The sequence below is a fragment of the Halomonas ramblicola genome (assembly GCF_030409215.1).
Lineage (GTDB): Bacteria > Pseudomonadota > Gammaproteobacteria > Pseudomonadales > Halomonadaceae > Halomonas > Halomonas ramblicola.
Map to the genome: position 1 here is coordinate 76,303 of NZ_JAUFPL010000028.1, position 25,399 is coordinate 101,701.

The window sequence follows — 25,399 nt, forward strand, 5'->3', positions numbered from 1 at the left end:
GACGCTCCGCCCGCACTTCCAGCTTCAAGCTTCCGGCTTCAAGCTGCCCCGCAGCGCCGTTTCCCAGCGCTCGTCGCGCTGGCCGCAGACGATGAAGAAGGGGTTGAGCACGCTGTCCTGCTGATTGCAGCGCAGCGGCTCCAGGGTGTGGGCATCGAGCACCTCGCCGCCGGCGGCGGTGACCACGGCCTGGGCGGCGGCGGTGTCCCATTCGCTGGTGGGCGCCAGCCGCGGGTAGAGGTCGGCCTCGCCCTCGGCCACCAGGCAGAGCTTGAGCGAGCTGCCCATGGAGACGCATTCGTGGGCCGGCAGTCCGGCACAGAAGGCCTCGAAGGTCTCGGCGCCGTGGCGACGGCTGCCCACCACCTTCCAGGGTGCCTGCTCGGGATCGGGCAGTTGGCGCGTGGCAATGGGGTCGCAAGAGCCATCGCCGTGCTGCTTCCAGGCGCCCTGCCCCTGTTGGCCAAACCAGGTCGTTTCCAGGACGGGAGCGTGGACGATGCCGAACACCGGCACGCCCTCCTCGACCAGCGCCACGTTGAGGGTGAACTCACCGTTCTTCTTGATGAACTCCTTGGTGCCGTCCAGCGGGTCGATCAGCCAGTAACGCCGCCAGGTCCGGCGCGTCTCGAAGGGGATCTCACCGGATTCCTCGGAGAGGATCGGCACTTCCGGGGTCACGGCCTCGAGCAGCGCCACCAGGGCATGGTGTGAGGCCATGTCTGCCTCGGTCAGCGGGCTCTGGTCGTCCTTGGTCTCGACCTCGAAGTCGCGCGCGTAGACCGTCAGCACCTCGCGGCCGGCGGCGTGCACGCCTTCGATCAGGCGGGAGCGCAGCTCATTCGTTACGAAATCGGTCAACAGTGTCTCCTTCGACGGCAATACAGATAGTAGGAAGCCACGGTCCGACGCTTCGGCTCTGCTGGGCGATTGGAGGCAGTAGGCTTCCCTGGCGGTGAACTGCTAAGCAGTGGTGACACCGCCGGGCGCCTGGCGGCGACAATCGCGCAACAAGTTGCCCTCCTACAGGTGAAGGCCACCCAGGCGGGCTGACACCGCCGGGCGCCTGGCGGCGCCGGTCGCGCAACGAGTTGCCCTCCTACATCGAGCCTTCAGCTTCAAGCTTGGGTCAGAACCCCCACACCAGCGGGATCAACCCCACGGCGGTGATGCCGACGAGCAGGCTCAGCGGAGCGCCGAGGCGCAGGTAGTCCGTAAAGCGATAACCGCCGGGGCCCAGCACCATCAGGTTGGTCTGGTAGCCCAGCGGGGTCATGAAGCTGGCCGAGGCGGCGAACATGATGGCGATGGTGAAGGGCATGAAGCTGACGCCGAGCTGCTCGGCCACCGCCACGGCGATGGGGAACATCAGCACCGCGGCGGCGTTGTTGGTGATCAGTTCGGTGAACACCACCGTCATCAGGTAGACCAGCGCCAGGGCCGCCCAGGGGGCCAGGCCGTCGATCAGCAGCAGCCACTGGGCGATCTGGGCGGCGGCGCCGGTCTTGGTCATGGCCGCGCCCAGGGCGAAGGAGGCGGCGATGACGATCAACACCGAGAGGTCCACGTAGCGGCGCGCCTTGCTGGCCGGCACGCAGCGCGTCACCAGCATGGCGCCCCCGGCCAGCAGCGCCGCTTCCAGGATCGACAGCAGCCCGCTGGCGCTGGCCGCGACCATGCCCGCGAGCACCCCCAGGGCGATGGGGGCCTTGCGGAAGTCCGGCGGCGTGGAGTCGTTGAGGCCGCTGACCAGCAGGAAGTCCTTGCGGTAGCGGTACTGGTCGACGAAGTCCTGGGCGGTTTCCAGCAGCAGGGTGTCGCCCACCTGCAGGCGGATGTCGCCCAGCTTGCCCGGCAGGCGCTTGCCGTGGCGGGAGATCGACAGGATCACCGCCTGGTAGCGCGAGCGGAAGCGCGACTCGCGCACCGTCTGGTTAAGACCGGCGAAGTCCGGGCCGATCACCGCTTCCACCAGGCAGCGCCGGTGATGGGCGATGTCCAGCTTGTGCACGTCGCCGCCGGCGGGGCGCAGCCCATGGATGCGACGCAGTTCCCGGGCGCATTCCGGGGCACCGATGAACACCAGGATGTCGCTTTCCTGGAGTTCGGTGTCCGGCGGCACGGCGGTCAGCAGCTTGCCGTGGCGCTCGATGTCGGCCAGATAGCCATGGCTCAGGCTGCGCAGGCCGGCATCGGCGATGGTCTTGCCGACCAGCGGCCCCTTGGCGTCGACGACGACCTCCACGGCATACTCGCGGGCCTGCTCGAGCTGCTCCAGGGCCCCCTGGCGATCCGGCAGCAGGCGATCGGCGAACAGGTAGAGGAAGACGCCGCCGACCAGCACCAGCGGCACCCCGACCCAGGCCAGCGAGAACATGGCCAGCTCGACGCCCTGCTCGCTCTGCAGCAGGCCGTTGACCACCAGGTTGGTGCTGGTGCCGATCAGGGTGCAGGTGCCACCGAGGATGGCGGCGTAGCTCAGCGGCAGCAGCAGCTTCGAGGGCGGCAGCTTGAGCCGTGACGCCCACTCCTGGATGGCGGGGATGAACATCGCCACCACGGTGGTGTTGTTCATAAAGGCGCTGAGGCCGGATGCGGGCAACAGCACCCTCAACTGCGCCTGGCGCAGGCGCCGCGGCTGCCCGAGCAGGCGATGGGCCAGCCACTGGACGGCGCCCGTTTCCTTCAGCCCGGCCGCCACCACGTAGAGCGTGGCGATGGTCATCACGCCGGGATTGGAGAAGCCCACCAGCGCCTGTGCCGGGGCCAGGATGCCGCTGATGACCAGGAAGGCCAGCGCGCCCATCAAAACCACGTCCGGCGCCAACCGGGTCGCTGCCAGCGTGGCCAGGGTGAGCACGATGGTCAGCAGGGTCAGGATGGCAGCGGGGTCCATGACGTTCCTTGTGATGGCGCTATTCGGGCACGCTACCGCCCGGGGATTGTCCCGGGCGTTTTCCCGTGCCCTGAAGGTAAACGTGGAGGTGTCCGTGCCGGCGTCCTGGCCGCCGGGCCCGCTCGAGGCCCGCGCGACCGCTATCCGGGCCATTTTCTCAGGGCGCTTATCTTACGCGAGAGAAGCCGGTGGCTCCATGCACGCCATGACTCTCGCTGTAGCATTTAACAAAAACTAAGGATACTTGGACTTCCATGGAAACAGTACCCATGAAGCAGCCCAACCAGGCGCCGAGTCCGATGACCACCACCGTTCCGATATTGCGGAGCACCTCCCTCACCGGTCAGCCGCAAGCGAGCCGAACTCACTGGCGAGACTAGCCGGGCAGGCGCGCCACCCAGGCATCGGTGGCCTCGCGAAGCAGGCCGTGCACCCACGCGAAGGTGTCGCGGTCCTTGCGGTAGGGATCGGGGATGTCGCATCCCTTGCCGCCGGCGAGCCACTTGCCGAGCAGCATGGTCTTGCCCATGGCTTCCGGGGACAGTTCGGCGATGGCATGCCGCTGGCGTTCGCTCATCACCAGGATCAGCTGCGCCTGCTGGATCATCTGGCGCGTGACCTGGCGCGCCGTGTGGCCGGCGACCTCCAGGCCATCGGCTTCGGCGATTTCTCGTGCCGTGGGGTCGACGCCCTGCCCCTCCAGGGCTCCCAGGCCGGCGGATTCGACTCGCAGGCCGGGGATGGCCCGGCGCAGCATGGCCTCGGCCACGGGGCTACGACAGACATTACCGATACACACCACCAGGACGCGTTCGAACATAGGACGATGACCACCTGCAGCTTCATTCCGATGCCAACCAGCATAGTGTGACCCCATCGGATCAACCTCGTAGTGCCGTGGCAAGCATGTCGCTTTTTTATTAGTATTAACTAATACTTGCTTCGGCACAACAGCCTTTCTGCTATAACTGACAATCATATCTCCCCTGAGGTGAACGGATGCACCCTCCGCTCCACCGCCCCCTCGCCGCCGGCGCGCTGCTGGCCTTGGGTCTGGCCTGTCTGCCCGTGGCGGCGCAGGAGGAGCCACTGCGCGTGGGGGTCTATCACAACCCGCCGAAGATCCTGCTGGAGGAAGACGGCGGCCTGGGCGGTATCTTCGGCGATATCGCTGAGGCCCTGGCCGAGGCGGAGGGCTGGGAGCTGGAGGCGGTAGAGTGCAGCTGGCAGGCCTGCCTGGAAGCCCTGGAGGCGGGGGAACTCGACCTGATGCCCGATGTGGCCTGGACGGACGAGCGTAGCGAACACCTGGCCTTCCACGCCGAGCCGGTGCTGCACAGCTGGTCGCAGCTCTACCATGCCCCGCAGTACCCCGTGGAGGGGATTACAGCCCTGGATGGCCGGCGCGTCGCCGTGCTGGAGGGCTCCACCCAGCAGCGCTATCTCGACCAACTGCTGCGCAGCTTCGGCGTCGAGGCGGAGCTGGTCGTCTCCCAGGAGTTCGAGGAGGGCTTCGCGGCCGTGCAGCAGGGCGCCGCCGATGCGGTGGTGAGCAACCACCTGTTCGGTGGCTGGCAGGCGCCCCGCTATGGTCTGGTGGCCAGCCACATCATGTTCGATCCCTCACGGTTGTTCTTCGCCGCGACGCCAGGGCGTCACGAGGCACTGCTCGAGCGCATCGACGAGCGGCTGCTGGCCTGGAAGGTCGACCAGGACTCCCCCTATCACGCCGCCTTGGAGCGCTGGCGCTACGGCGACGAGGCGGCGGACGAGCTGCCCGGCTGGCTCGGCTGGAGCCTGGGCGGGCTGGTCAGCCTGCTGGGGCTGGCGTTGCTGGCCAACCTGCTACTGCGCCGGCGGCTGAGCGATCACCTGGCCGCCATCCGCCAGGTCCGCGCGGACAACCGCCGCCTGTCCCTCTACGACTCCCTCACCGGCCTGCCCAACCGCCGCCACCTGCTGAATCACCTGCGCCGGCGGCGGGAGGCCGGCCAGGATCCGCGAAGCTACTCGGCCCTGCTGCTGATCGACCTGGATCGCTTCAAGCGCATCAACGATACCCGCAGTCACCATGACGGCGACCGGCTGCTGTACCGCGTGGCCGAGCAGCTCGAAGCCACGCTCGACGAGTCGGCCCTGCTGCTGGCCCACCTGGGGGCCGACGAGTTCGCCCTGCTGATCGACGGCCTGGGCCCGCGCCCCGACCTGGCCGCCCAGCGGGTGGAGCGCCTGGGCGAGCGGCTGCTGTCGGTAATCGTCGCTGCCCAGCCGCCCGAGATGGCCGAGCTGGGCATCACCGGCAGCATCGGCGTGACCCTGTTCGACGGCGAGTCACCCGATCCCGACACCGCCCTGCAGCAGGCCGACGTGGCCATCTCCCAGGCCAAGGTGGCGGGCGGCAACTGCCTGCGTTTCTTCGATGGCGAGATCCAGGCGGCGGTGACCCGCCAGGTGCAGTTGGAGGCGGACCTGCGCCGGGCGCTGGAGCGCGACGAGCTGGTGCTGCACTACCAGCTGCAGGTCGACGCCCGGGGCCGGCTTTCGGGCCTCGAGGCGCTGCTTCGCTGGGCCCACCCCGAACAGGGCATGATCTCCCCCGCCGCCTTCATCCCCCTCGCCGAGGAGACCGGCCTGATCCTGCCCATCGGCCATTGGGTGCTGGAAAGCGCCTGCCGGCAACTGGCGGCCTGGGCCCGCGAGCCGGCGCTGGCCGACTACGCCATCTCGGTGAACGTCAGCGCCGTGCAGTTTCGCGAGGAGGCCTTCGTCGAGCAGCTCCACGAGGTGCTGGCCACCACCGGCGCCCCACCCCACCGGCTGATGCTGGAGGTCACCGAATCGCTGCTGATGGACGACCCCGAACGCGTCAGCCATCGCCTCACCCGGCTGCGCGACCTGGGCGTGCGGCTCGCCCTGGACGACTTCGGCACCGGCTACTCCTCGCTCAACTACCTCAAGCGCCTGAGCCTGCACGAACTCAAGATCGACGCCAGCTTCGTCGCCGGCATCCCCGACGACCCCGCCGACATGGCCATCGTCGACACCACCCTCACCCTGGCCAACCGCCTCGGCCTGGAAGTCACCGCCGAAGGCGTGGAAACCGCCGAACAACACCGCTGGCTCCGCGAGCGCGGCTGCCAACGCTTCCAGGGCTACCACTTCGGCCGCCCCATGCCGCTGGCCGAGCTGACACCGCTGCTCGAGCAGCAAACCAGCTCGCTGGAGGAATAATGGCTGGGGTTTACAGGAATCCGCCGGGCACCTTCGGCACCGAAATGTAGGAGGCCAACTCGTTGGGCGATGGAGGCCGCAGGCCTCCCGGCGGTGGCCACCGAAGGGCGGGCAACCCCACCGGGCGACTGGCGGCGCCAATCGCGCAGCGGAGTCGAGGCGTCGAACCGTGCCCTCCTACGAAAAGCCAAGCTATCCGGCGATCAGAGCAACTTCTTCACCTGCTGTCGCACCCCGTCAAGGATCGGCTCGCTGATATGCTCCGGAAACCCCCTTGGCAGGCAGGCCTCCACGAGATGCATCGCTTCATCAGACCGCTCAACGATATCATGAACGATCGCTGCCGCTCGCTCGGCAGAAAAGCCGACGTCGCTGGCCGTACTGCCGAAATGGCGCGAATCGATACGAGCCCAGTGATAGTGCCGGTTCTTGCCTTTCAGCGACATCGCCATTTTAGCCTTTTCCGGGGGCAAGCTGCCCTGGGCCATTAGCGGATACGCCGAGATGACATCATAGAGAGGGGCCATCCTGTAGGCCGACCCCGGCTCGATGAAGATACTGAAGTTCTTGGCATGCCCATCAATGGCCGCCAATAACCAAAACAGGATCTGGGCCTTGAAGAAGGCTTCCCGATCCAGCACGGCCTGTTGTGAACCGAGCAACAGGTGCATTCCCTCCCGGATGCCAGGCCCACCATCACTCTCATACTTGAGCGATGGCGCCACCCCAAGCGCCTGGCAGAGGTCTTCCTGCGGCAAGCGCATCAGCCAGGTGCCATCCCGCGACCATCGGCGGTCGAACCTTTCCACCACCAGGACCCTCTGCTCCCCGAACTGAGCCAGCTCGGCATACGCAACGCGAAGTCCAAACGCCTCGAGGATCTTCAGGCACAACCACTCATTTTCGCTGCTTTGCCTCAGGTCGATATTGCTATGATCGAGAAATCCGATGGGAAGCTTGAATATATGGCTGGTGGGTGTACTGCCAAGCGGACGATGCCATGACGCCTGATACCAAAGCAGGGCCGTTTTCTCCTGGGCGCCAGCCAGGGAAATCCTGAAATCATTGTCCTCGCTCATCCCCAGCGGGGCATCCTGGTAACCGCTCAACAGCCTCTCGATGGCGTCATGCTGCAATGGCTCTGCCATCACGGTGTTCACATCAGGAACCGGCATCCCTTCCGGATATAGTTGTACGGCACCCACGCAATCACGGCCAATGGTGGCTAGCAGATCAAATGGGTGTCGGCTCGCCACCTGGAATCTCGCCTGCATCCGGCCACGTATCGCATCAGAGTCCGGCAGTAGGTTATCGAAGAAGTTATAGACGACTTCACCGCGATAAGGCGATGCGGAGAGAGGCAACGACAGTGAGATTGCCCGTGCACCAGGTCTATCGACCCATTCCATACGATATTGAAACGCCATGGCACCCGAGCGCTCAAGGCTCAACACACCCACATCAATACCGTTGAGCGCCACTGCAAGGTTAGCCATAGGCTACCACTCCTGGTCCCAACCCTCGCCTTGGTGTGGCTGGTTCCGTCCCGTCACGTGGAGTTCAAGGTCGAGGGCCGCCAGCAACTTGAACAGGGTCTCGAGACGGCTCCTCTCCGGATGGTTCTCGAACGCGGATACGGTCGCCTGCTTGATGCCAATCAGCTCGGCAGTGGTCTGCTGAGTCAACCTGTGCCGCTTCCTGGCATTCTTCAGGGACTGCGCCAGCATTTCCGGTGACGTGATCCTCATCTTTATCCCCTACGTCGGATTAGAGTCACTTTATACCCTACCGGGGATATTATCAAATTATCCTCTATCGGGGATAAAGGTGCTCGCGCTGGACAATCTCGTGATCCAGGAACACTGCGAGTGCGCGGCCGCAGGCCTTCCCCGCGGCAGCCATCCCAGGCGCTGCCGACACCGCCGGGCGCCTGCGGCACCGAAATGTAGGAGGCCAGCTCTGCTGGGCGATGGAGGCCGAAGGCCTCCACGACCTCATGAGGTGGCGTCGACGGGCCTGGGCAGGGTGCGGTCGAGCAGGCTGTGCCAGCGGGTGAGGATGGGGGCGTCGCTGTGGTTGACCTCGGCCAGCAGGCGGCGGAATTCCTGGCGGGCCTGGCCGTCGCTGGAGTCGACGAGGGTGAGCCACAGCTCCAGGCCATTGATCTGCTGGTGCAGGTTGCCGTCGTCGCGGGCCTGGGCCAGGGCCTGTTCGGTCAGGGCGACGATCTCCTCGCGCGGGTGCTTGAGCTGGTGGCGCACCCGCGCCAGGTGCAGCGCCAACTCGGGCACGAACAGGGTGGTGCGCTCGCGGGCCAGCATCAGGGTCTGGTCGAGGTAGTCCTCGGCGCGGCCCGTCTCGCCCAGGGCGATGCAGGCGTCCACGAACCACAGCGAGGGACGGCTAAAGGCGTCGCGGCCGGTGAGCTCGGCGAGTTCCTCCTGGGCCTGCTCGACCTGGACGAGGCCGCCGCGGTCGCCGGCCAGGGCGCGCTGCCAGCCCAATACCCCGCGGGCGGACATCTGCCAGCGGTGCAGGTCCGGCGTGCCGGTGAGCTCGAAGGCCCGCTCGGCGCGGGCGGCGGCCAGGTGCACATGGCCCAGCTGGCGATAGAGCGCCGCGGCGTAGAGCAGTGCCATGGCCAGGCTGCCGGGGTGGTTGATGCGCTCGGCCAGGCGGATGGCGGATTCCACATGTGTCTCGGCGCGGCGGTAGTCGCCGCGCAGGCACAGCGTCCAGCCCTGGAAGCAGGCCGCCGCCACCTGGGGATGGTCGGAGAACGGCAGCCACTCGATCATCATCGGCGACTCGAGCGGGGCGATCTCATCGAGGTGGTCGTAGGCCAGCGGGATGCGCCCGGCCCAGTACTCGCAGCTGGCCTGGGCGTATTCGGCCAGGCGCCGGTAGCGCGGGTCCTCCAGGCGCTCGGCCAGGCTCGCCAGCTTGGCGGCCAGGTGGAAGGCGTCGGCATGGGCGTGGCGCTGGCTGCAGCCCACCCACAGGCCCCACTTGACCAGGAAGGCCTGGTCCAGGTCGACGCTCTCGCCCTCCTCGGAGAGCGCCTGGATCAGTTCGCGGGCGCGCACGAAGCTCTCGTGGGCGGTGGGCGAGCCGTGGCCCTCCAGGGCGTAGGCGGCCTGGCCGCGCACGGTCAGCAGGCTGATCTCGCGTTCGATCTGCCCGTCCACCTGGCGCAGGCTGACCAGGCCCAGGTCGGCCATCTTCAGGGCGGTGCGGTTGGCGCTGACCTTGAGCGCCTCGCGGGCGGCCAGCTCGTAGTAGCGGGCGCCGCGGGCGTACTGGCCGCTGCGCCGCAGGTGGGTGGCGAAGTCGCCGGGATGGCGGCTGATCCACACCGGGAAGCGCTCCTCGATGAGCGCTACCACCTGGCGGTGGATGGCCGTGCGCACGTCCCGCGGGCAGGCCAGGTAGGCGGCCTCCTGCAGCAGCTGGTGGGTGAACTGGTATTCGCGGCCGTCGTCGTCGCCCTCCACCGCTTCGATGATCTCCAGGCGACGCATCTGCTCCAGCGCCTTGCCGAGCCGCGGCGCCTCCCAGTCGCTGCATTCGGCGAGGAAGTCGTAGCGGAAGCGGCGCCCCAGCACCGCGGCCACGTGGGCCACCTCGCGGTCGCCGTCGAGCTGGTCGATGCGGCTGGCCAGCAGGCCGAGCAGGCCGTGGGGCAGCTCGTCGATGTGCACGCTGCGCCCCTCGCGGCGATCCATGTCGACCCGCCGGCAGATCTCCTGCAGGTAGAGCGGCACGCCGTCGCAGCGTTCGATGATCTGGCCGCGCAGCCGCGGGCTGAGGTGCAGGCGGTAGCGCCGCGACAGCTGCGAGAGCAGCCGCGAGGATTGCAGGGCATCGAGCCGGCCCAGCGCGATCTGCTGGTCCCAGTGCAGCTTGGCGGGCAGCGCCTCGCGGCCATGGTGGCTGGCCACCAGCATGAAGGCGCAGTTGATCGGCAGGCGCGCCTGCAGGCCGGCCAGCACCTTGAAGCTGGGCTCGTCGAGCCACTGCAGGTCGTCGATCATCAGCACCAGGGGGCGCCGGCCGGCGACCCGGGTGATCAGGCGCTGCAGCAGCCCCACCACCAGCTCCACGGCCTCGCCGCTCTGGCTGAGTTCGGTCACTTCGCGAGGCGCGCGGGCGCCCAGGGCCTCCTCGAGCAGTTGCTGGCGCGCCTCGCCGGGCGATTCCAGCTCCAGCTCGCTGCGCAGCTCGGCCAGGCGCTCGGTGGTGATCTCGGCCTCGAAGCGCCAGCGCAGCAGCTGGCGGGCCACGCCATAGGGCGCCTGCACCGAGAGCCGGGTGTTGGGCTGCCAGCAGATGGCGGCATCGCGGCTCTGTTCGAGTTGGCGGAAGCCGACCATCAGCGCCGACTTGCCCATCCCGGAGGGACCGCGCACCAGCACGCTCTGGCGCAGGCCGATACCGGCCCGGGCCAGGGCGTCGCGGAGGGTGCGCAGCTGGCTCTCGCGCCCCACCAGGCTGGGCGGCAGGGCGTCGCGGCCGCCTTCGTTGGCCCCCAGGACGAGGGCCCGCAGGCGCACGCGGCCGTCGCTGGCCACCAGCCGCGAGCTGAGTCGCGGCTGCAGGTCCAGGGCCGGCGGCATGTGCTGGCTGGCCTCCTGGGAGATCACCAGCTCGCTGCCCTCGGCGGCGTTCATCAATTCCAGCGAGCCCTGGGTGACCTGGCCCAGCGGGTCGACCAGGCGTCGCTCGGGCAGGTAGATCACCCGGCCGCTGTTGAGGCCGGCGGTCAGCTCGACCCGGGGCGGCTCGCCCTCGCCGCTCCAGTGGCGGGCGCACTCCTCGGGGAGCATGCGCCGGCAGTGTTCGTAGAGGGCCACCAGCTCGGCCAACTGGTGGGCGGGACCGTGGGTACCGAAGCAGGCCAGGCCCAGGCCGCCGGTGGCGCCGGGCAGCCAGAAGCCGCCCAGGTGGTGGCACTGTTCCTCCAGCCAGTGCATCAGCTCGAACTGCAGCATCAGGCAGGCGCGGCTGGCCGGACGGCTGGAGAGGTCACCCCGGAGGCGCAGGCGGATGGCCATCACCGACAGCTGGCGCTGCTCGATCTCGTCCTCGCGCAGCGGGCCACCCTCCGTCGACAGGGTGCGCGAGAAGCCCAGGGCGCTGCGCCCGGCACCGTCGGCCTGGACGTCGGACCAGTAGCGCGCCAGCTGCAGGAAGGCCGGGTCGGGCTGCTGGCCGGAGAGCGCCAGCAGCTGCAGGTAGGCGTTGTACTGCTCGTGGGCGGCGGCCAGCTGGCCCTGTTCGGCGAGCTGGCGTACCAGCCGCTCGTGGAAGGGGCCGTAGCCGGAGAAGCGGTTGACCAGGGCCTCCAGCAGGCGGTCGGGCACGCTGTCGTGGTGCTCGAGCACCGACTCGGCGAAGCGGATCACCCGCTGGCGCCAGTCGTTGCGCACCTGCACCAGCCAGCGCTGGAACTCGGGGCAGTTGGCGAGCTGCAGCTCTTCCACCAGGTCGCCCTGATACAGCTCGAGCACCTCGCCCAGGGTCGGCAGGTCGCGCTCCCCCTCCAGCAGGCGCTGCAGCTCGTGGAGCTCCAGTTGCCAGCTATCGGGCAGCTGGAAGGCGATGGTCTGGCGGGAGACCACCAGTACCTGGGTGGCCTGGTCGCCCAGCGACTGGCGCAGGCAGTGCAGCGCGTGGCGCAGGTTGGTGCGCCCCGAGGAGAGGCCCTGGTCGGGCCACAGCAGCTCCGCCAGGGTGGCACGGCTGACCGGCTGGTGATGCAGCAGCAGGTAGACCAGCAACGCCTTGACCTTGTCGTAGCTGAATTGGGTCAGCGTGTCCTCGCCGAGGGTGAGCGAGAAGTGGCCGAAGAGAGTCAGCCGAGCCGATGGCTGGGTGTCGGCGACGTCGGAAGCATCCCGCATCTCGTAGTTCCTGCGTCTTGGTCGGCGACCGGGATCAGGCCGGGACGCCGCTGTGGAATCGAAACGCCGCGTCGGGCGTCTGCACCAGTTCCGCCTCGCGTTCGGCGAAGAAGGAAATTCGCGACTCTATCGGCGCGTCGGTGAGGTGCCGCGCCAGCATCAGGTAGTCCTCATAATGGCGCCCCTCCGACTTAACCAGAGTGCGGTAGAACTTGGCAAGCTCGGCATCGAGGTGCGGGATCAGCCGCGCGAAGCGCTCGCAGCTGCGCGCCTCGATGAAGGCGCCGATGATCAGGATGTCGGCCAGGCGCTCGGGATCTTGAGGCCGCACATGGCGGCGCAGCCCCTCGGCGTAGCGCGAGGCGCTGATATGGCGGTAGGCGATGCCGCGGGCCTCCATCAGCCTGACCACCTGCTCGAAGTGCAGCAGTTCCTCGCGCGCCAGCTGGCTCATCTTGGTGAGCAGCAGCGGCTGGTCCACGTAGCGATACAGCAGGCTCATGGCGGTGGAGGCGGCCTTCTTCTCGCACTGGGCGTGATCGATCAGCAGCAGCTCGGGGTTCTCCAGCGCCCAGCCCACCCAGGCATCGGGGGTACGACAGGCGAGGAAGGCCAGCAGCTCGGGCGACAGCAGGTCGTCGGCGCCTTCGGCGGGGCGAGTCTCGGACAGGGTCACGGACATGTGGGACTCTCGGGCATGGGCTCAGTCGGTCTCGGGGAATGGGGCATCGCTGCAGCGGACGACGCGTGCCTCGGCGGCGCGGCGCAGCTCACCGGCCAGGCGCTCGTGCAACTCGGCGGGGGTCAGGTCGACCCCGGCATCGACCGGCTCGAGCCCGTAGCGCGCCAGCTCGCGGATGCGCTCGCGGCCGACCCGCAGCAGTTCCACCGCCCGGGACAGCCCCGGCTGCTCCGCCCGGAAACGGATGCGGTGGCGGCGCAGCTGGGCCTCCAGGGCCTCGGCATCCACCAGCCTCAGGTAACGCCCGGCCACCCGCTCGCGCAGCGCATCGAGTTCGGCCATGCGCGCGTCGCGCTCCTGGGCCGTCAGGCCGAACCAGTCGCGGATCTCCGCATCGCCGCGCTGGCAGCCGCGGCAGGTGCGGTCGCCGAGGGTGGTGGAACACAGCCCTACGCAGGGCGAGGCAATGACACCCATGATCCCCTCTCGTTCAAGTGTTTGACCATGGTACCGCGGGACGCCGGACGCGCCCAGCGGTCCGGGACTATCGTCGCAGTCGCCGGGTCAGCTTTCGAGTCGAGCCGCTGGCCGTGCCCTTCTACTTGGTGTCGATGTAGCGGTGGTCGTTGAAGGTGGCGACCCAGTGGGGGTGGTAGACCAACATGATGGCGAGCAGCATGCCGGTGATGAACGCCTCGGAGGGCATCAGCAGGGGCAGGAAACGGGCGTATTCCAGGGCCTGGTAGAGGGCGTGGGCGTCGCTGGCGCCAAGCATCATCAGCCCCACGGCGGCCAGCCCGGCGGCCAGGGTGGAGAGCGCGGCGCCGAAGAAGCCGCACACGAACAGGAAGATCATCAGGTGGTCGGGCAGCTTGCGATCCACCAGGCGCCAGATCACCACCATCACCAGGGCCGGTACCACGCCGGTGACCAGCAGGTTGACGCCGAGCAGCGGCCAGGCCACCCGTCCGGTGACCACCATGGCGAGGTTGACGATCAGGATCGCCAGCAGCGCCAGCGGCGCCTTGAACATCAGGGTCAGCAACGCGGTGAACATCAGGTGCAGGGTCAGCCAGTCCACCGCCTGGGCGCGCAGCTGCCACAGCAGCAGCACTGCCACGGTGGCCGCCAGCCAACGGTGCTGCAGCGCGGAATCGGCGAGCAGCGCCCGCCACGGCCGCTGGGCCAGCGCCAGGCCCATCACCCCCAGCGCCACCAGGCTGGCCAGCACCAGCAGCCAGGGGGCGAGCACCGCCTCGGAGAAGGACATGCCGTCGCCGCCTCAGGCGAAGATCACGGTCTTGTTGCCGTGGATCAGCACCCGGTCCTCCAGGTGCCAGCGCAGGCCCCGGGCCAGCACCGACTTCTCCACGTCGCGGCCGAAGCGCACCAGGTCGTCGGGGGTGTGGCAGTGGCTGACGCGGTGGATGTCCTGCTCGATGATCGGCCCGGCGTCGAGCTCCTCGGTGACGTAGTGGCAGGTAGCGCCAATCAGCTTGACGCCCCGCTCGTAGGCCTGGTGGTAGGGCCTGGCCCCGGCGAAGGACGGCAGGAAGCTGTGGTGGATGTTGATCACCTGGCCGGCGTAGTGCTCGCACAGCGCCGGCGGCAGGATCTGCATGTAGCGGGCCAGCACGATGCAGTCGGCGCGCGCCTCGTCCACCAGGTGTTGCACCTCGGCGAAGGCCTCCTGCTTGGCGTCGACCTTGACCGGTACGTGGTGGTAGGGGATGCCGTGCCACTCAACCAGGCCACGCATGGCCTCGTGGTTGGAGACCACCGCGGCGATCTCGCAGTCGAGCTCCCCGGCCGTCCAGCGATAGAGCAGGTCCACCAGGCAGTGCGACTCCTTCGAGACCATCAGCACCACCCGCGGGCGGTTGCGGGTGTCGGTGAGTGCCCAGGTCATGTCGAATTCGGCGGCGATGGGCGCGAAGGCCTCGCGCAGCGCCTCGGGGGGCATGCCGATGGAGTCGGCCAGGATGACGTAGCGCATGAAGAAGCGGCCGGTCTCCAGGTCGGAGTGCTGGCTCGCCTCGGTGATCGAGCCGCCGTGGCCGGCGATGAAGCCGGACACCCGGGCGACGATCCCCACGCGGTCGGGGCAGGAAACCACCAGGCGGTAGTAGTGTGACATGGCGTGACCCTGGGCTGAGGTTGTTGCGGTGCGCCAGTGTAACGAACTCCGCCCTCGGGGTCAGACCCCAAAATTGGCTTAAGGGTCTGACCCCGAGTCGCGTTGTGGGGGGCGTCGGGCTTCCCGTATAGTGACACGACACCTTCAAGGATGAGCGCTCGTCGATGCCCAAGCCCCGTGTCCAGGTTCGCCCGCGCCGCCGCCCTGCCCTGCATTTCCTGCCGCTGGGGGGCTGCGGGGAGATCGGCATGAACCTCGGCCTCTATGGCTACGAGGGGAGCTGGGTGGCGGTGGATTGCGGCATGATGATCCGCCAGGACCTGCCGAACAGCCCGCTGCAGGTGCCCAACCTGGATACCCTGACTACCCTGGGGATCGTGCCGCAGGCGTTGATCATCACCCATGGCCACGAGGATCACATCGGCGCCGCCGCCTGGCTGTGGCCGAAGTGGGGTTGCCCGATCCACGCCACGCCTCTGGCCGCCGGCCTGCTGCGCGCCAAGTTTTCGGAGCGCGGGCTCAAGCCCGATGCCATCCGGGTGATCGAGCCGGGTGAGGCCATCGAGTGCGAGCCCTTCGCCCTGCGCTTTTTGCCGGTGACCCACTCGATCCCCGAGAGCTGCGCCCTGCTGCTCAGCGCCGGCGAGTACCGGGTGCTGCATACCGGCGACTGGAAGCTCGACCCCGAGCCGCTGATCGGCCCGCCGATCGCGCCGGCGACCTTCCGCGCCCTGGCCCCGGTGGACCTGGTGGTAGGCGACTCCACCAATGCGCCCATGCCCGGGCACTCGCGCAGCGAGGGCGAGGTCGCCGAGGCCCTGGAGCGCACCATCGCCCGCTGCGAGGGGCGCGTGGTGGTCTCCTGCTTCGCCAGCAACCTGGCGCGGGTGCTGGCCATCGGCCGGGCCGCCCAGCGCTGCGGGCGCCGGGTGAGCCTGATGGGCCGTTCCATGGAACGCATGGTGGCGGTGGCCCGGGGGCTCGGCTACCTGGACGACTTCCCGCCGCTGGTGCCCAGCGACGACCTGGGCTACCTGCCCCCCGAGGAGGTGCTGGTGATCGCCACCGGCAGCCAGGGCGAGCCGCGCGCCGCGCTGCAGCGCCTGTCGCGCGGCCGCCATCGCTCCCTGGAGCTGGGGACGGGCGACAGCGTGATCTTCTCGGCCAAGGCGATCCCCGGCAACGAGCTGCTGATCGAACGCCTCAAGGCGGGCCTCAAGCCCCTGGGCGTCGATATCCTCGACGAGTTCAACCATCCCGAGCTGCACGCCTCCGGCCATCCGGCTTAGGACGAGCTGCGCACCTTCTACGGCTGGGTCAAGCCGCGCCACCTGTTGCCGGTGCACGGCGAGCCGCGCCACCAGCAGGCCCACCGCGAGCTGGCCGAGCGCCTGGACATCCAGGCCCCGCTGGCGCCGCTGAACGGCGACCTGATCCGCCTGGACGGCGACGGCCTGAGCCTGGAGGCGCGTCATCCCCAGCCGCCCTGCATCGTCAGCCAGGACGCCGTGGCGCCGCTGCCCGGCCTGGGCAGCCGGGACCATGACGGGCCCCGCCACGGCAGCCTCTACCTGGCGTTGTCGGTGGCTGCCACCGAGGACGGCGGCTGGACACGTATCGGGCGGCTGATGCTCGACGCCAGCCACGGCCAGGTATTCGACGAGGAGGCCTTCGCCGACTGGCTGGACGACCTGCTGGAGACGCTCCGGGGCGACACCCTGGCCGACCTGCGCCTGGCGCTTCAGCCACGCCTGATGGGCTGGTTCGCCGACCACCTGCGCCGCCTGCCCGAGATCCACCTGCAGATCCTGGCGGTGGAGGCGCCTTCCCACAGCGATGTGGGGTAGGGGCGCCTGACGGCGCCAATCGCGAAGCGGAGCTTCCTTCCTACAGGCTCAGGCGTGCGGTTACGCGAAAGCCGCTCACGAGGAGCGGCTTTCGCGTATCGGTTCCCGGCCCTGCAACCGGTCTTGATTCACGCCTTCTGGTTGGCGTTCTTCGGCGGACGTCCACGCTTGCGACGCGGCGGTTCGGTCACCAGGTCGTCGACGGAAAGACCCGCCTCGGTGATCGCCTCGAGGATCTCGGAACGCTTACGCTCCTTCTGGGCTTCTTCTTCCTGACGCTGGCGCTCTTCTTCCTTCTTCTGTTCGATGACCTCATCGATCACCTCGGAGAGCTTGTGCAGCTGCTCCATGCTGAGCTGGCGAGCGGCGGCGCGGGCCACGTTCTTGTTGCGAGCGATGCGCTCGAGGGTTTCGCTGGACATCAATCCCTCCTGAACCGGATAAACGAGACGGGTGATTCGCGGTTACGTATGGGAAAAGTATATGCAACAAACCCGGATTGGCAAGCAAAGATGAACGACTTTTTTCACCAAAGGTACCCGAAAAAGGCCGTTCACCAATCGGAATGAAGCCGATCCGCAAGAGGGGTAAATGGGGTCAGCCCCCAGCCGAGCCTTGTAGGAGGGCAATTCATTGCGCGACTGGCGCCGTCAGGCGCCTGGCGGTGTCGCCAGGCGTCGGCTGGCCCCACCAGGAGGCCTGCGGCCTCCGGTCGCGATGCATAGCATCCCTCCTACAAGAAGGTTTCGCGAAGTTCAGCCGCCGGTCATGTTCATGAAGCGGACCACCTGGACGTCGCCGTCGGTGGTGAAGTGGTGGCGTTCGGGCTTGAGGGGCATGGCGGCGACGATGGCCGCCTTGAGGGCGTCGATGTCGCCGGGATGGGCGCGCAGGACGCGGCGCAGGTCCACGGAGTGTTCATTGCCCAGGCACAGCAGCAAGCGCCCTTCCACGGTGACGCGAACCCGGTTGCAGGTAGCGCAGAAGTTGTGGCTGTGGGGCGAGATGAAACCGACGCGGCTGTCGCTGTCGGCCATGCGGAAATAGCGCGAGGGCCCGAGGGTGGACTCGGTGGTGGGCAGCAGCGGATAGCGCGCCTCGATCAACGCCTGAACCTCGTCGCTGGAGCAGTAGGTCTCGTCGCGGCGGTGGTCGGAGACGTCGCCCAGCGGCATCTCCTCGATGAAGCTGATATCGAGGCCCTCGTCGCGGGCGAACTCGACCAGGTCGAGCACCTCGTCGTCGTTGCGTCCCTTGAGGATGACGGCGTTGAGCTTGATGCGCTCGAACCCGGCCTCGCGGGCGGCGCGAATGCCGTCGATGACGCGCTCGAGATCGCCGGTGCGGGTGAGGCGGCGGAAGCGCTCGGGATCCAGGGAATCGAGGCTGATGTTGAGCCGCTCGAGCCCGCCGTCACGCAGGCGGGTGGCATACTTGCGCAGCCCGGCGCCGTTGGTGGTCATGGCGAAGTCGCGCAGCCCGGGCAGGGCCCCGATCTGTTCGACCAGTTGGTCGATGTCGCGACGCACCAGGGGTTCGCCGCCGGTGAGACGGACCTTTTCCACGCCGAGCTCGATGAAGGCGCGGGCGACCAGCGCCAGCTCCTCCAGGGTGAGCACCTGGGCACGCGGCAGGAAGGTCATCTCCTCGCTCATGCAGTAGACGCAGCGAAAGTCGCAGCGGTCGGTCACCGAGATGCGCACGTAGCGCACCCGCCTGCCGAAATCGTCGATCAGTTCGCTAGGCAGTGTCGTCATTGTCGAGTCTCTCCGAATCACTCCTGCCAGCGACGCGCATCCTGGTGGTCGGAATCACGCTCCGACACCCAGTAGTCTCCGCCGGTGGCGTGCTCCTTCTTCCAGAAAGGCGCACGGGTCTTGAGAAAGTCCATGATGAAGTCGCAGGCCTCGAAGGCGGCGCGACGGTGGGCGCTGGCAACCACTACCAACACGATAGGGTCTCCGGGGGCCAGGCGTCCAATACGGTGGATCACGCGCACCCCGTCCAGCGGCCAACGCGCCCCGGCCTCGGCGACGATTCCCTCGAGGGCCGACTCGGTCATGCCGGGATAGTGCTCCAGGGTCAGGGCCGTGACCTCGGGGCTCTCGTTGAAGTCGCGCACCAGGCCGGTGAAGCTCACCACCGCCCCGATATCGGTGCGGCCGGCCAGCAGGGCCCGCTGCTCGGCGCCGGCATCGAAGGGCGTCTCCTGCACGCGAATCATGGGGGTCAACCTCCCGTCACCGGGGGAAAGAAGGCGACCTCGTCCTCGCTGGTCACCGGCGTGGCGTCGCCGGCCATCACCTGGTTGACCGCGCACAGCACGCGCCCCTCGTCGAGCCGCGAGAAGCGCGGATCCAGGGTCTTGAGGGCGGCCTTGAGACCGGCCACGTCGGAGCTTTCCAGGCTGTCCAGGGGCACCGTGACCTCGCCCACGCCGAGCCGCTCGCGCAACTCGGCCAGGCACTTCACACGGATGCAGGGGGCATTGGTGGCACAGCGACTGCCCAGGCTCACCTCGCCGCTCTGGCCCTGGCCGGTGACGATGGGCGACTCCCCCGCGGCGCCGGCGAAGGCCTCGGAGGCCGCCGGCTCGCGACGATAGTCGCCGGACTTGCCGCCGGTCTTGGTGTCGAGATGGATGGCGCCGATCTCCATGTCCTTGTCCACGGCCTTGCACATGTCATAGAGGGTCAGGCAGGCCACGGAGACCGCGGTGAGTGCCTCCATCTCGACGCCGGTGCGGCCGTTGAGGCGACAGGTGGCGCTCACCTCGACGCGGCTCGCGGCCTCGTCGAGGTGGAAGTCGATGGCCACCTTGGACAGCGGCAGGGCGTGGCACAGGGGAATCAGTTCGTGGGTGCGCTTGGCGGCCTGGATGCCGGCGATGCGCGCGGTGGCCAGGACGTCGCCCTTGGGCAGGCCGCCGTCGACGAGCAGCGCCAGGGTGGCGGGCCGCATGCGGATATGTCCGGAGGCGGTCGCCTCGCGGCGGCTCTCGGGCTTGTCGGCGACGTCCACCATATGGGCCTCGCCACGCGGGTTGAGATGGGTCAGGGACATGGGAGTCGCCTCACGGGAGTCGAAACAGGGGGTGAATGGATACCGCTTCGCCACGGGCCACGCCGGGGCGCGCGGCGGCGATCTCGATCAGGCAGTTGGCCCGCACCATGGACGAGAGGATGCCGGAGCCCTGGGCGCCGGTGTCGGCCACCCACAGCCGCCCCTCCGGGTCGCCACGATAGACGCCGCGCAGGTAGTCGACCCGCCCTTCTCGGCTCTTGAGGTCGTGCTCGGCGATGGCGGTCAGGCGCGGCGGCGCTTCCGCGCGGCCCTGCAGACGGGCCAGCAGGGGCGCGGCGAACTGCAGGAAGGTCACCATGGCCGCCACGGGGTTGCCGGGCAGCCCCAGGAAGGGCACGCCCCGCGCCCCCAGACGGCCGCAGGCCAGCGGCCGGCCGGGGCGGATGGCGATCTTCCAGAAGCCCAGCTCGCCGCGCTCGGCCAGGGCGTCGCGGGTGAAGTCGGCATCGCCCACCGAGACGCCGCCGCTGGTGACCACCAGGTCGGCCTCGGCGGCGGCGCGATCCAGGGCGGCGGCGATGGCCGCGCGGTCGTCGGGCAGGATGCCCAGGTCCTGCACCTCGCCGCCGTGCTCGATCACCAGGCCCATCAGGCTGTGACGGTTGGCGTCGAAGATGCCGGCGTCGGACGGCGTCTCGCCCGGCGCGGTGACCTCGTCGCCGGTGGAGAAGATCGCCACCCGCGGGCGGCGCACCACCGGCGCCTCGGCGAGCCCCAGGGAGGCCAGCAGGCCGAGTTCGGCGGCGCCCAGGCGGGTGCCGGCGGCCAGCGCCACCCGGCCGCGGGCGAGGTCCTCGCCGGCCCGGCGCACGTTCTGGCCGTGCCTGACCCGCTCGGGGCGCTCGACATGCACCCAGCAGCGGCCGTCGGCGCCCTCCTCCACCGCCAACTGCTCACGCATGATCACGGTATCGGCGCCCTCGGGCAGCGGTGCGCCGGTGGTGATGCCGGCGCACTCGCCGGGCCCCAGGGGGCGCTCCACCGGGTGACCGGCGAGGATCTCGGCGACGCGCCGCAGCCGCACGGGGCGCTCGCCCGTCTCGGGCCAGGCCAGGGCGATGCCGTCCATGGCCGAGTTGGTGCGCCGGGGCACGTCGATGGGCGAGACGATGGCCTCGGCCAGCACCCGGCCGTGCAGCTCGGCCAGGGGCCGGTTCTCGGCGGGCAGCGGCCCGGCGACGAGCGACAGCACCGCCTCGCGGGCCTCGTCCGCGGCGAGCATCCGCTCGCCCAGCTCGAAACAGGAGAGCGTCATGGCGATACCCCCTCGCCAGCGCGGCGCGCCCGGCGCTCGTCGGGCCAGCGAGCGGGCCAGGCGGCGATCCAGTCGATCAGGGCGTCGAGGTCGTTGAGGTCCAGCGCCTCGACCCCCGCCGGCAGGGCCAGGGGTTCGTCGCTGGCCACGGCGCGCACCCAGGGATCCTCGGTCGCGCGCAGCGACTTGCCCAGCGCCGGACGGTACAGTTCCAGCTTGGGCAGCGGCCAGGCCTTGAAGCCCTCCACCAGCACCAGGTCGGGGCGCTGGGGCGCGACCATGGCCACCAACGCCTCGAGGTCGGCCTCGGCCTGGTCCGGGGTCTCCATCATCAGCGCCAGCCGGCTGCGGGAGGCCACCAGCATCGGCGCGGCGCCGGCCTGGCGCAGGCGGTGGCTGTCCTTGCCGGGCTGGTCGACATCGAAGCCGTGGTGGGCATGCTTGATCACCGCCACCCTGAGGCCGCGCTCGCGCAACCGCGGCAGCAGCCGCTCCAGCAGGGTGGTCTTGCCGGTACCGCTCCAGGCCGCGATGCCCAGCAGCGGCAACTCCTCGGCGAGGGTCAGGGTGACGGGCGCGGCATCGGTCATCGGTTGGCGGGCTCCCCGTGCAGCGCCTGCTCGAGGCGGCGCTTGTCGTCGTCGGTGTTGAGGTTGGCGAAGGCCGCCGGGCAGTCGGAGACGTCCACCCGGCACCAGGCGTGGCGAGCGTACCAGCGGTCGATCTTGCGCTCGCCGCCGGCCAGCGCCGCGCCGAGGTCGTCGGCCAGGGCGGTGCGGATCAGCGCCACCACCGGATGCAGGCGCTCGCCGTCGCAGGCCACGGCGATGTCGGCCTCGCCGAGGCCCGCCACCAGCCGCGCCACCAGGTCCTCGGGCAGCGCCGGGGTGTCGCAGGGCACCACCACCAGCCAGGGGGTGGTGGCCGCGCGCAAGCCGCTGTAGATGCCCATCAGCGGCCCCTGGTAGCCGCCCTCGGCGTCCTCGACGACGCGGTCGGCGAACTCGCCATAGGCGGCCAGGCTGCGGTTGGCGTTGATCAGCACCTCGGCCACCCGGCCCGCCAGGCGCTCGCGCACATGGGCCACCAGCGGGCGACCGGCGAAGGACACCAGGCCCTTGTCCACGCCGCCCATGCGGCGCCCCTGGCCGCCGGCCAGGATCAGGCCGGTGAGTTCGTGTTGCGGGATCATGGGGCCTCCTTCTCTGCCCTCATGATGCCTGAGCCGGGGCGCGGGTGCCACGTCCCGGCTTCCACGCAAGTCCTTGTCGTGACGACGGTCAAGCCGCGTTCTATTGGGTTATCATATGTGCACTTTTCTTGACGGGACGGACCATGGAAGCGGAAGCAGGATTCGACGTCGGCGGCCGCCTGCGCCAGCTGCGCCTGGCCCGCGGCCTCTCCCAGCGGGAGCTGGCCAAGCGCGCCGGGGTCACCAACAGCACCATCTCGCTGGTCGAGCAGAACAGCGTCAGCCCCTCGGTGAGCTCGCTGAAGAAGATCCTCGACGCCCTGCCGGTGTCGATCAGCGCCTTCTTCGCCGGCGACGAGCCGAGCCCGCCCCGGGTCTTCTACCGCGCCGAGGAGCTCACCGAGATCGGCGACGGTCGGCTCTCCTTCCGCCTGGTGGCGGCGCGGCGGCCGGGCCGCAGCATGTCGATCATCCACGAGCGCTACCCGCCCGGGGCCGACACCGGCGAGGAGATGCTGGAGCACGACGGCGAGGAAGGCGGCGTGATCATCGCCGGGGAGATCGAGCTCACCGTGAGCGGCGAGGTGGCGATCCTGCGCGAGGGCGACGCCTACTACTTCGATTCGCGCCTGCCCCACCGCTTCCGCAACCGCGGCGAGGCGGAGTGCGTGATCGTCAGCGCCAACAGCCCGCCGACCTTCTCGGAGGGCGGGCAGGAGCTGCATCACGCCTGAGGGTGTCGGGCGCCTGCGGCGCATGCCTTCCTACATCCCCTTCGGCGCGAAGATGCCGGGGGCGTTGCGCCAGTAGCCCTGGTAGTCCATGCCGAAGCCGAAGACATAGCGGTCGACGACTTCCAGGCTGCAGTAGTCGGCCTCGAGGCCGGGTGCCGCCTTGCGGTCGTGGCGCTTGTCGACCAGCACGGCGGTGGCGATGCTCGTCGCCCCGGCCTCGCGGCAGTAGTCGAGGATGGCGGCCAGCGTCGCACCCTCGTCGAGGATGTCGTCGACGATCACCACGTGGCGGCCGGCCATGGGGATCTCCGGGGAGACGCGCCAGAACAGCTCGCCGCCGTGGGTCTTGCCGCGGTAGCGGGTGGCGTGCAGGTAGTCCACCTCCAGCGGGAAGCCCAGCCGGGTCAACAGGTGGCCGGTGGTGATCAGGCCACCGTTCATCACGCAGTAGAAGACCGGCAGCTTGTCGCCCAGGTCGCGGGTGATCTCGTCGGCCATGCGGTCCAGGGCACGCTCCACCTCCTGCTGGCTGATCAGGCAGTCGGCGTTGTCCATGACCTCGCGCATGTCGGCGAGGGACTGATGGGCGTCGGGGTCGAGTTGGGGCATCGCAGATAATTCTCGCTCGTGGGATCAATCGCGGGCCATGGCCTCGAGGCGGGCGTGCACGCGTCGCCAGCGGGACAGGGCGCCGATGGCGTCGAGGTCGGGGCGCGCCCGGGCATAGCGCAGCCGGGCCAGGCGCGGTAGCGGCGGCCGCTCTCGGCAGGCATCGAGCACCTCGCGGGCCGCCGCGCGGTCGTTGCACACCAGCAGCATGTCGCAGCCGGCGGCGAGCGCCGCCAGGGCCCGTTCCCCCGGACTCCCCGCCGAGGCCGCCCCGGCCATGCTCAGGTCGTCGGAGAAGATCACGCCCTTGAAGCCCAGGGTCTCGCGCAGCATGCCGAGCCAGGCCGGCGAGAACCCCGCCGGGCGCGGGTCGAAGGCGGAGTAGACCACATGGGCGGGCATCACGCCGTCGAGGCACGACGCCAGCCGGTCGAAGGGCACCAGGTCGTGCTCGCGCAGCGCCGCCAGGGGGCGGTCGTCCACCGGCAGCTCGCGGTGGGAGTCGGCCGCCACGCCGCCGTGGCCGGGGAAGTGCTTGCCCACGGCGACCATGCCGGCCTCGTGGAGCCCCTTGACGAAGGCGCCCGCCATGGCGGCCACCGCCTGGGGATCGTCGGAGAAGCTGCGATCGCCGATCACCGTGGAGCTGCCGCCGTCGACGTCGAGCACCGGAGCGAAGCTGAGATCGAGGCCACAGGCGGCCATCTCCATGCCCAGCAGCCAGCCGGCGTCCTGACACAGCCGCAGGGTGACCTCGGGGTGGGCGGCGAAGTCCTTGCCCAGCCGACGCATGGCGGGCAGGCGGGTGACCCCGTCGCGCAGGCGCTGCACCCGCCCGCCTTCCTGGTCGATGGCCAACAGCAGCTCGGGGCGCTCGCGGCGGATGGCGCGGCACAGCGACCGGACCTGGTCGGCCGATTCCACGTTGCGTGCGAAGAGGATCACCCCGCCGACCTCGGGCCGCCCCAGCAGGGCCCGCTCTTCGGCGCTCAGGGTGGTCCCCTCCAGGTCCAGCATCACCGGGCCGAGAGGTTGGGTCATGGTCAGGCTCCTTGCGACAAGGCCGCGGGCAGGGGGTCGGGCAGGGGCGCCTGCATGGCGGCGACCACCACCGGGCGCAGGCGACGGATCAGGTCACGCACCGAGACGTGCTCGCCGTAGTCCTTCTCGGCGATGTCGCGCAGGGCGTCGAGCCCCGAGAGGGTGAAGATCACGGTCCCCAGCACGAAGTGCAGGCGCCAGAAGCGCTCGGCGTCGGGCAGTTCAGGGGTGGCCTGGCGTACCAGCTCGGTGAAACGAGTGAAGACGCTGCCGTACTCCTCCTGGATGTAGCGCCGCAGGTGCCCCTGGGCCTGGCTGTAGGCCAGCCCCAGCAGGCGCATGAACACCTTCAGGCTGTTGCGCTCGGCGGGCACCTCGAGGACCGTGCGGGCCATGGTCTCGAGCAGTTCCTCGAGGGGAATGGTGCCGCCCCGATGGCGTGCCTCGAGGTCGTCGAGGGCGAGGTGGAAGCGTTCGGTGAAGGGATCCAGGTAGCGGGCGAACACCGCCTGGATCAACGACTTCTTGGAGCCGAAGTGATAGTTCACCGCGGCCAGGTTGACCTTGGCCTTGCTGGTGATGGTGCGCAACGATGTCTCGGCGAAGCCGCGTTCGGCGAACAGCACCTCGGCCGTGTCGAGAATCCGTGTGACGGTGTCGGTCTGTGCCATGAGCTAAGACGTCCCGGTTATAAACAGCTGTTTCAAACGTAGCAGGATTGTACAAGACCCGGCTAGTTACGCTCAACGCTGATCCCACGGAGGCGTTTGAAACGGCACACTTTATCG

General features: G+C 69.1%; 22 protein-coding genes and 1 pseudogene. 3 read left to right on the forward strand and 20 right to left on the reverse strand.

What is annotated here, in order from left to right:
- Positions 1 to 24: 24 nt before the first annotated feature.
- The 3 genes from cysQ to QWY80_RS11430 all read right to left on the reverse strand — a co-directional run bounded on the left by cysQ (position 25) and on the right by QWY80_RS11430 (position 3,716).
- A complete protein-coding gene (gene cysQ, locus QWY80_RS11420) occupies positions 25 to 861 on the reverse strand; it encodes a 3'(2'),5'-bisphosphate nucleotidase CysQ (RefSeq protein WP_290231537.1) in 837 nt (278 codons plus the stop codon).
- Positions 862 to 1,129: 268 nt separating this feature from the next.
- A complete protein-coding gene (locus QWY80_RS11425; protein ID WP_290231540.1) occupies positions 1,130 to 2,896 on the reverse strand; it encodes an SLC13 family permease in 1,767 nt (588 codons plus the stop codon).
- A gap of 376 nt (positions 2,897 to 3,272) precedes the next feature.
- Complete coding sequence (locus QWY80_RS11430; protein WP_290231542.1) at positions 3,273 to 3,716, reverse strand: low molecular weight protein-tyrosine-phosphatase; 444 nt, start codon at positions 3,714 to 3,716, stop codon at positions 3,273 to 3,275.
- 179 nt (positions 3,717 to 3,895) lie between these two features.
- On the opposite strand from QWY80_RS11430, the gene QWY80_RS11435 reads away from it, so the two are divergent.
- On the forward strand, positions 3,896 to 6,127 hold the full coding sequence (locus QWY80_RS11435) for a putative bifunctional diguanylate cyclase/phosphodiesterase (protein WP_290231544.1): 2,232 nt from the start codon (positions 3,896 to 3,898) through the stop codon (positions 6,125 to 6,127).
- Positions 6,128 to 6,330: 203 nt separating this feature from the next.
- Here QWY80_RS11435 and QWY80_RS11440 read toward each other — a convergent pair whose 3' ends face one another.
- The 7 genes from QWY80_RS11440 to purU all read right to left on the reverse strand — a co-directional run bounded on the left by QWY80_RS11440 (position 6,331) and on the right by purU (position 14,849).
- Positions 6,331 to 7,623 carry a type II toxin-antitoxin system HipA family toxin gene (locus QWY80_RS11440; protein ID WP_290231546.1) on the reverse strand — a complete coding sequence of 431 codons (1,293 nt, stop codon included), beginning with the start codon at positions 7,621 to 7,623 and terminating at the stop codon, positions 6,331 to 6,333.
- Between the two features lie 3 nt (positions 7,624 to 7,626).
- Positions 7,627 to 7,875: a helix-turn-helix domain-containing protein gene (locus QWY80_RS11445; protein ID WP_290231548.1), complete on the reverse strand. Its 249-nt coding sequence runs from the start codon at positions 7,873 to 7,875 to the stop codon at positions 7,627 to 7,629.
- Positions 7,876 to 8,121: 246 nt separating this feature from the next.
- Positions 8,122 to 12,030 (reverse strand): ATP-binding protein, encoded by a 3,909-nt coding sequence (locus QWY80_RS11450; protein ID WP_290231551.1) that lies wholly within the window; start codon positions 12,028 to 12,030, stop codon positions 8,122 to 8,124.
- A gap of 34 nt (positions 12,031 to 12,064) precedes the next feature.
- On the reverse strand, positions 12,065 to 12,712 hold the full coding sequence (locus tag QWY80_RS11455) for a MiaE family protein (protein ID WP_290231553.1): 648 nt from the start codon (positions 12,710 to 12,712) through the stop codon (positions 12,065 to 12,067).
- 21 nt (positions 12,713 to 12,733) lie between these two features.
- On the reverse strand, positions 12,734 to 13,189 hold the full coding sequence (locus QWY80_RS11460) for a DUF1289 domain-containing protein (RefSeq protein ID WP_290231555.1): 456 nt from the start codon (positions 13,187 to 13,189) through the stop codon (positions 12,734 to 12,736).
- 121 nt (positions 13,190 to 13,310) lie between these two features.
- A complete protein-coding gene (locus QWY80_RS11465; protein ID WP_290231557.1) occupies positions 13,311 to 13,982 on the reverse strand; it encodes an energy-coupling factor ABC transporter permease in 672 nt (223 codons plus the stop codon).
- A gap of 12 nt (positions 13,983 to 13,994) precedes the next feature.
- A complete protein-coding gene (gene purU / locus QWY80_RS11470) occupies positions 13,995 to 14,849 on the reverse strand; it encodes a formyltetrahydrofolate deformylase (RefSeq protein ID WP_290231559.1) in 855 nt (284 codons plus the stop codon).
- A 248-nt stretch (positions 14,850 to 15,097) separates the two neighbouring features.
- On the opposite strand from purU, the pseudogene QWY80_RS11475 reads away from it, so the two are divergent.
- Positions 15,098 to 16,696: pseudogene (locus QWY80_RS11475) on the forward strand (ribonuclease J).
- Between the two features lie 128 nt (positions 16,697 to 16,824).
- Here QWY80_RS11475 and QWY80_RS11480 read toward each other — a convergent pair.
- The 7 genes from QWY80_RS11480 to mobA form a co-directional block, all read right to left on the reverse strand.
- A complete protein-coding gene (locus QWY80_RS11480) occupies positions 16,825 to 17,118 on the reverse strand; it encodes an H-NS family histone-like protein (RefSeq protein ID WP_290231561.1) in 294 nt (97 codons plus the stop codon).
- Positions 17,119 to 17,451: 333 nt separating this feature from the next.
- Complete coding sequence (moaA, locus tag QWY80_RS11485) at positions 17,452 to 18,444, reverse strand: GTP 3',8-cyclase MoaA (RefSeq protein WP_290232572.1); 993 nt, start codon at positions 18,442 to 18,444, stop codon at positions 17,452 to 17,454.
- Between the two features lie 26 nt (positions 18,445 to 18,470).
- Complete coding sequence (moaE, locus tag QWY80_RS11490; RefSeq protein WP_290231563.1) at positions 18,471 to 18,920, reverse strand: molybdopterin synthase catalytic subunit MoaE; 450 nt, start codon at positions 18,918 to 18,920, stop codon at positions 18,471 to 18,473.
- 5 nt (positions 18,921 to 18,925) lie between these two features.
- Positions 18,926 to 19,759, reverse strand: coding sequence for a cyclic pyranopterin monophosphate synthase MoaC (gene moaC, locus QWY80_RS11495; protein ID WP_290231564.1), 834 nt, complete (start codon positions 19,757 to 19,759; stop codon positions 18,926 to 18,928).
- A 10-nt stretch (positions 19,760 to 19,769) separates the two neighbouring features.
- Positions 19,770 to 21,035, reverse strand: coding sequence for a molybdopterin molybdotransferase MoeA (gene moeA, locus QWY80_RS11500; protein ID WP_290231566.1), 1,266 nt, complete (start codon positions 21,033 to 21,035; stop codon positions 19,770 to 19,772).
- Positions 21,032 to 21,625 carry a molybdopterin-guanine dinucleotide biosynthesis protein B gene (mobB, locus tag QWY80_RS11505; RefSeq protein WP_290231568.1) on the reverse strand — a complete coding sequence of 198 codons (594 nt, stop codon included), beginning with the start codon at positions 21,623 to 21,625 and terminating at the stop codon, positions 21,032 to 21,034. The genes moeA and mobB overlap by 4 nt, the downstream gene beginning before the upstream one ends.
- Positions 21,622 to 22,227 carry a molybdenum cofactor guanylyltransferase MobA gene (gene mobA, locus QWY80_RS11510; protein WP_290231570.1) on the reverse strand — a complete coding sequence of 202 codons (606 nt, stop codon included), beginning with the start codon at positions 22,225 to 22,227 and terminating at the stop codon, positions 21,622 to 21,624. The genes mobB and mobA overlap by 4 nt, the downstream gene beginning before the upstream one ends.
- A 143-nt stretch (positions 22,228 to 22,370) precedes the next feature.
- Between mobA and QWY80_RS11515 the strand changes: the two genes are divergently transcribed.
- Positions 22,371 to 22,961, forward strand: coding sequence for a cupin domain-containing protein (locus QWY80_RS11515; protein ID WP_290231573.1), 591 nt, complete (start codon positions 22,371 to 22,373; stop codon positions 22,959 to 22,961).
- Between the two features lie 30 nt (positions 22,962 to 22,991).
- Here the strand turns inward: QWY80_RS11515 and QWY80_RS11520 are convergent, their stop codons facing one another.
- The 3 genes from QWY80_RS11520 to QWY80_RS11530 are packed head-to-tail and all read right to left on the reverse strand — an operon-like array spanning position 22,992 to position 25,282.
- A complete protein-coding gene (locus QWY80_RS11520) occupies positions 22,992 to 23,570 on the reverse strand; it encodes a hypoxanthine-guanine phosphoribosyltransferase (RefSeq protein WP_290231576.1) in 579 nt (192 codons plus the stop codon).
- Positions 23,571 to 23,594: 24 nt separating this feature from the next.
- A complete protein-coding gene (gene nagZ, locus QWY80_RS11525) occupies positions 23,595 to 24,611 on the reverse strand; it encodes a beta-N-acetylhexosaminidase (RefSeq protein ID WP_290231578.1) in 1,017 nt (338 codons plus the stop codon).
- A gap of 2 nt (positions 24,612 to 24,613) precedes the next feature.
- The gene (locus QWY80_RS11530; protein ID WP_290231580.1) at positions 24,614 to 25,282 is read right to left on the reverse strand and encodes a TetR/AcrR family transcriptional regulator; all 669 of its coding nucleotides are present in this window, start codon (positions 25,280 to 25,282) and stop codon (positions 24,614 to 24,616) included.
- Positions 25,283 to 25,399 lie beyond the last annotated feature (117 nt).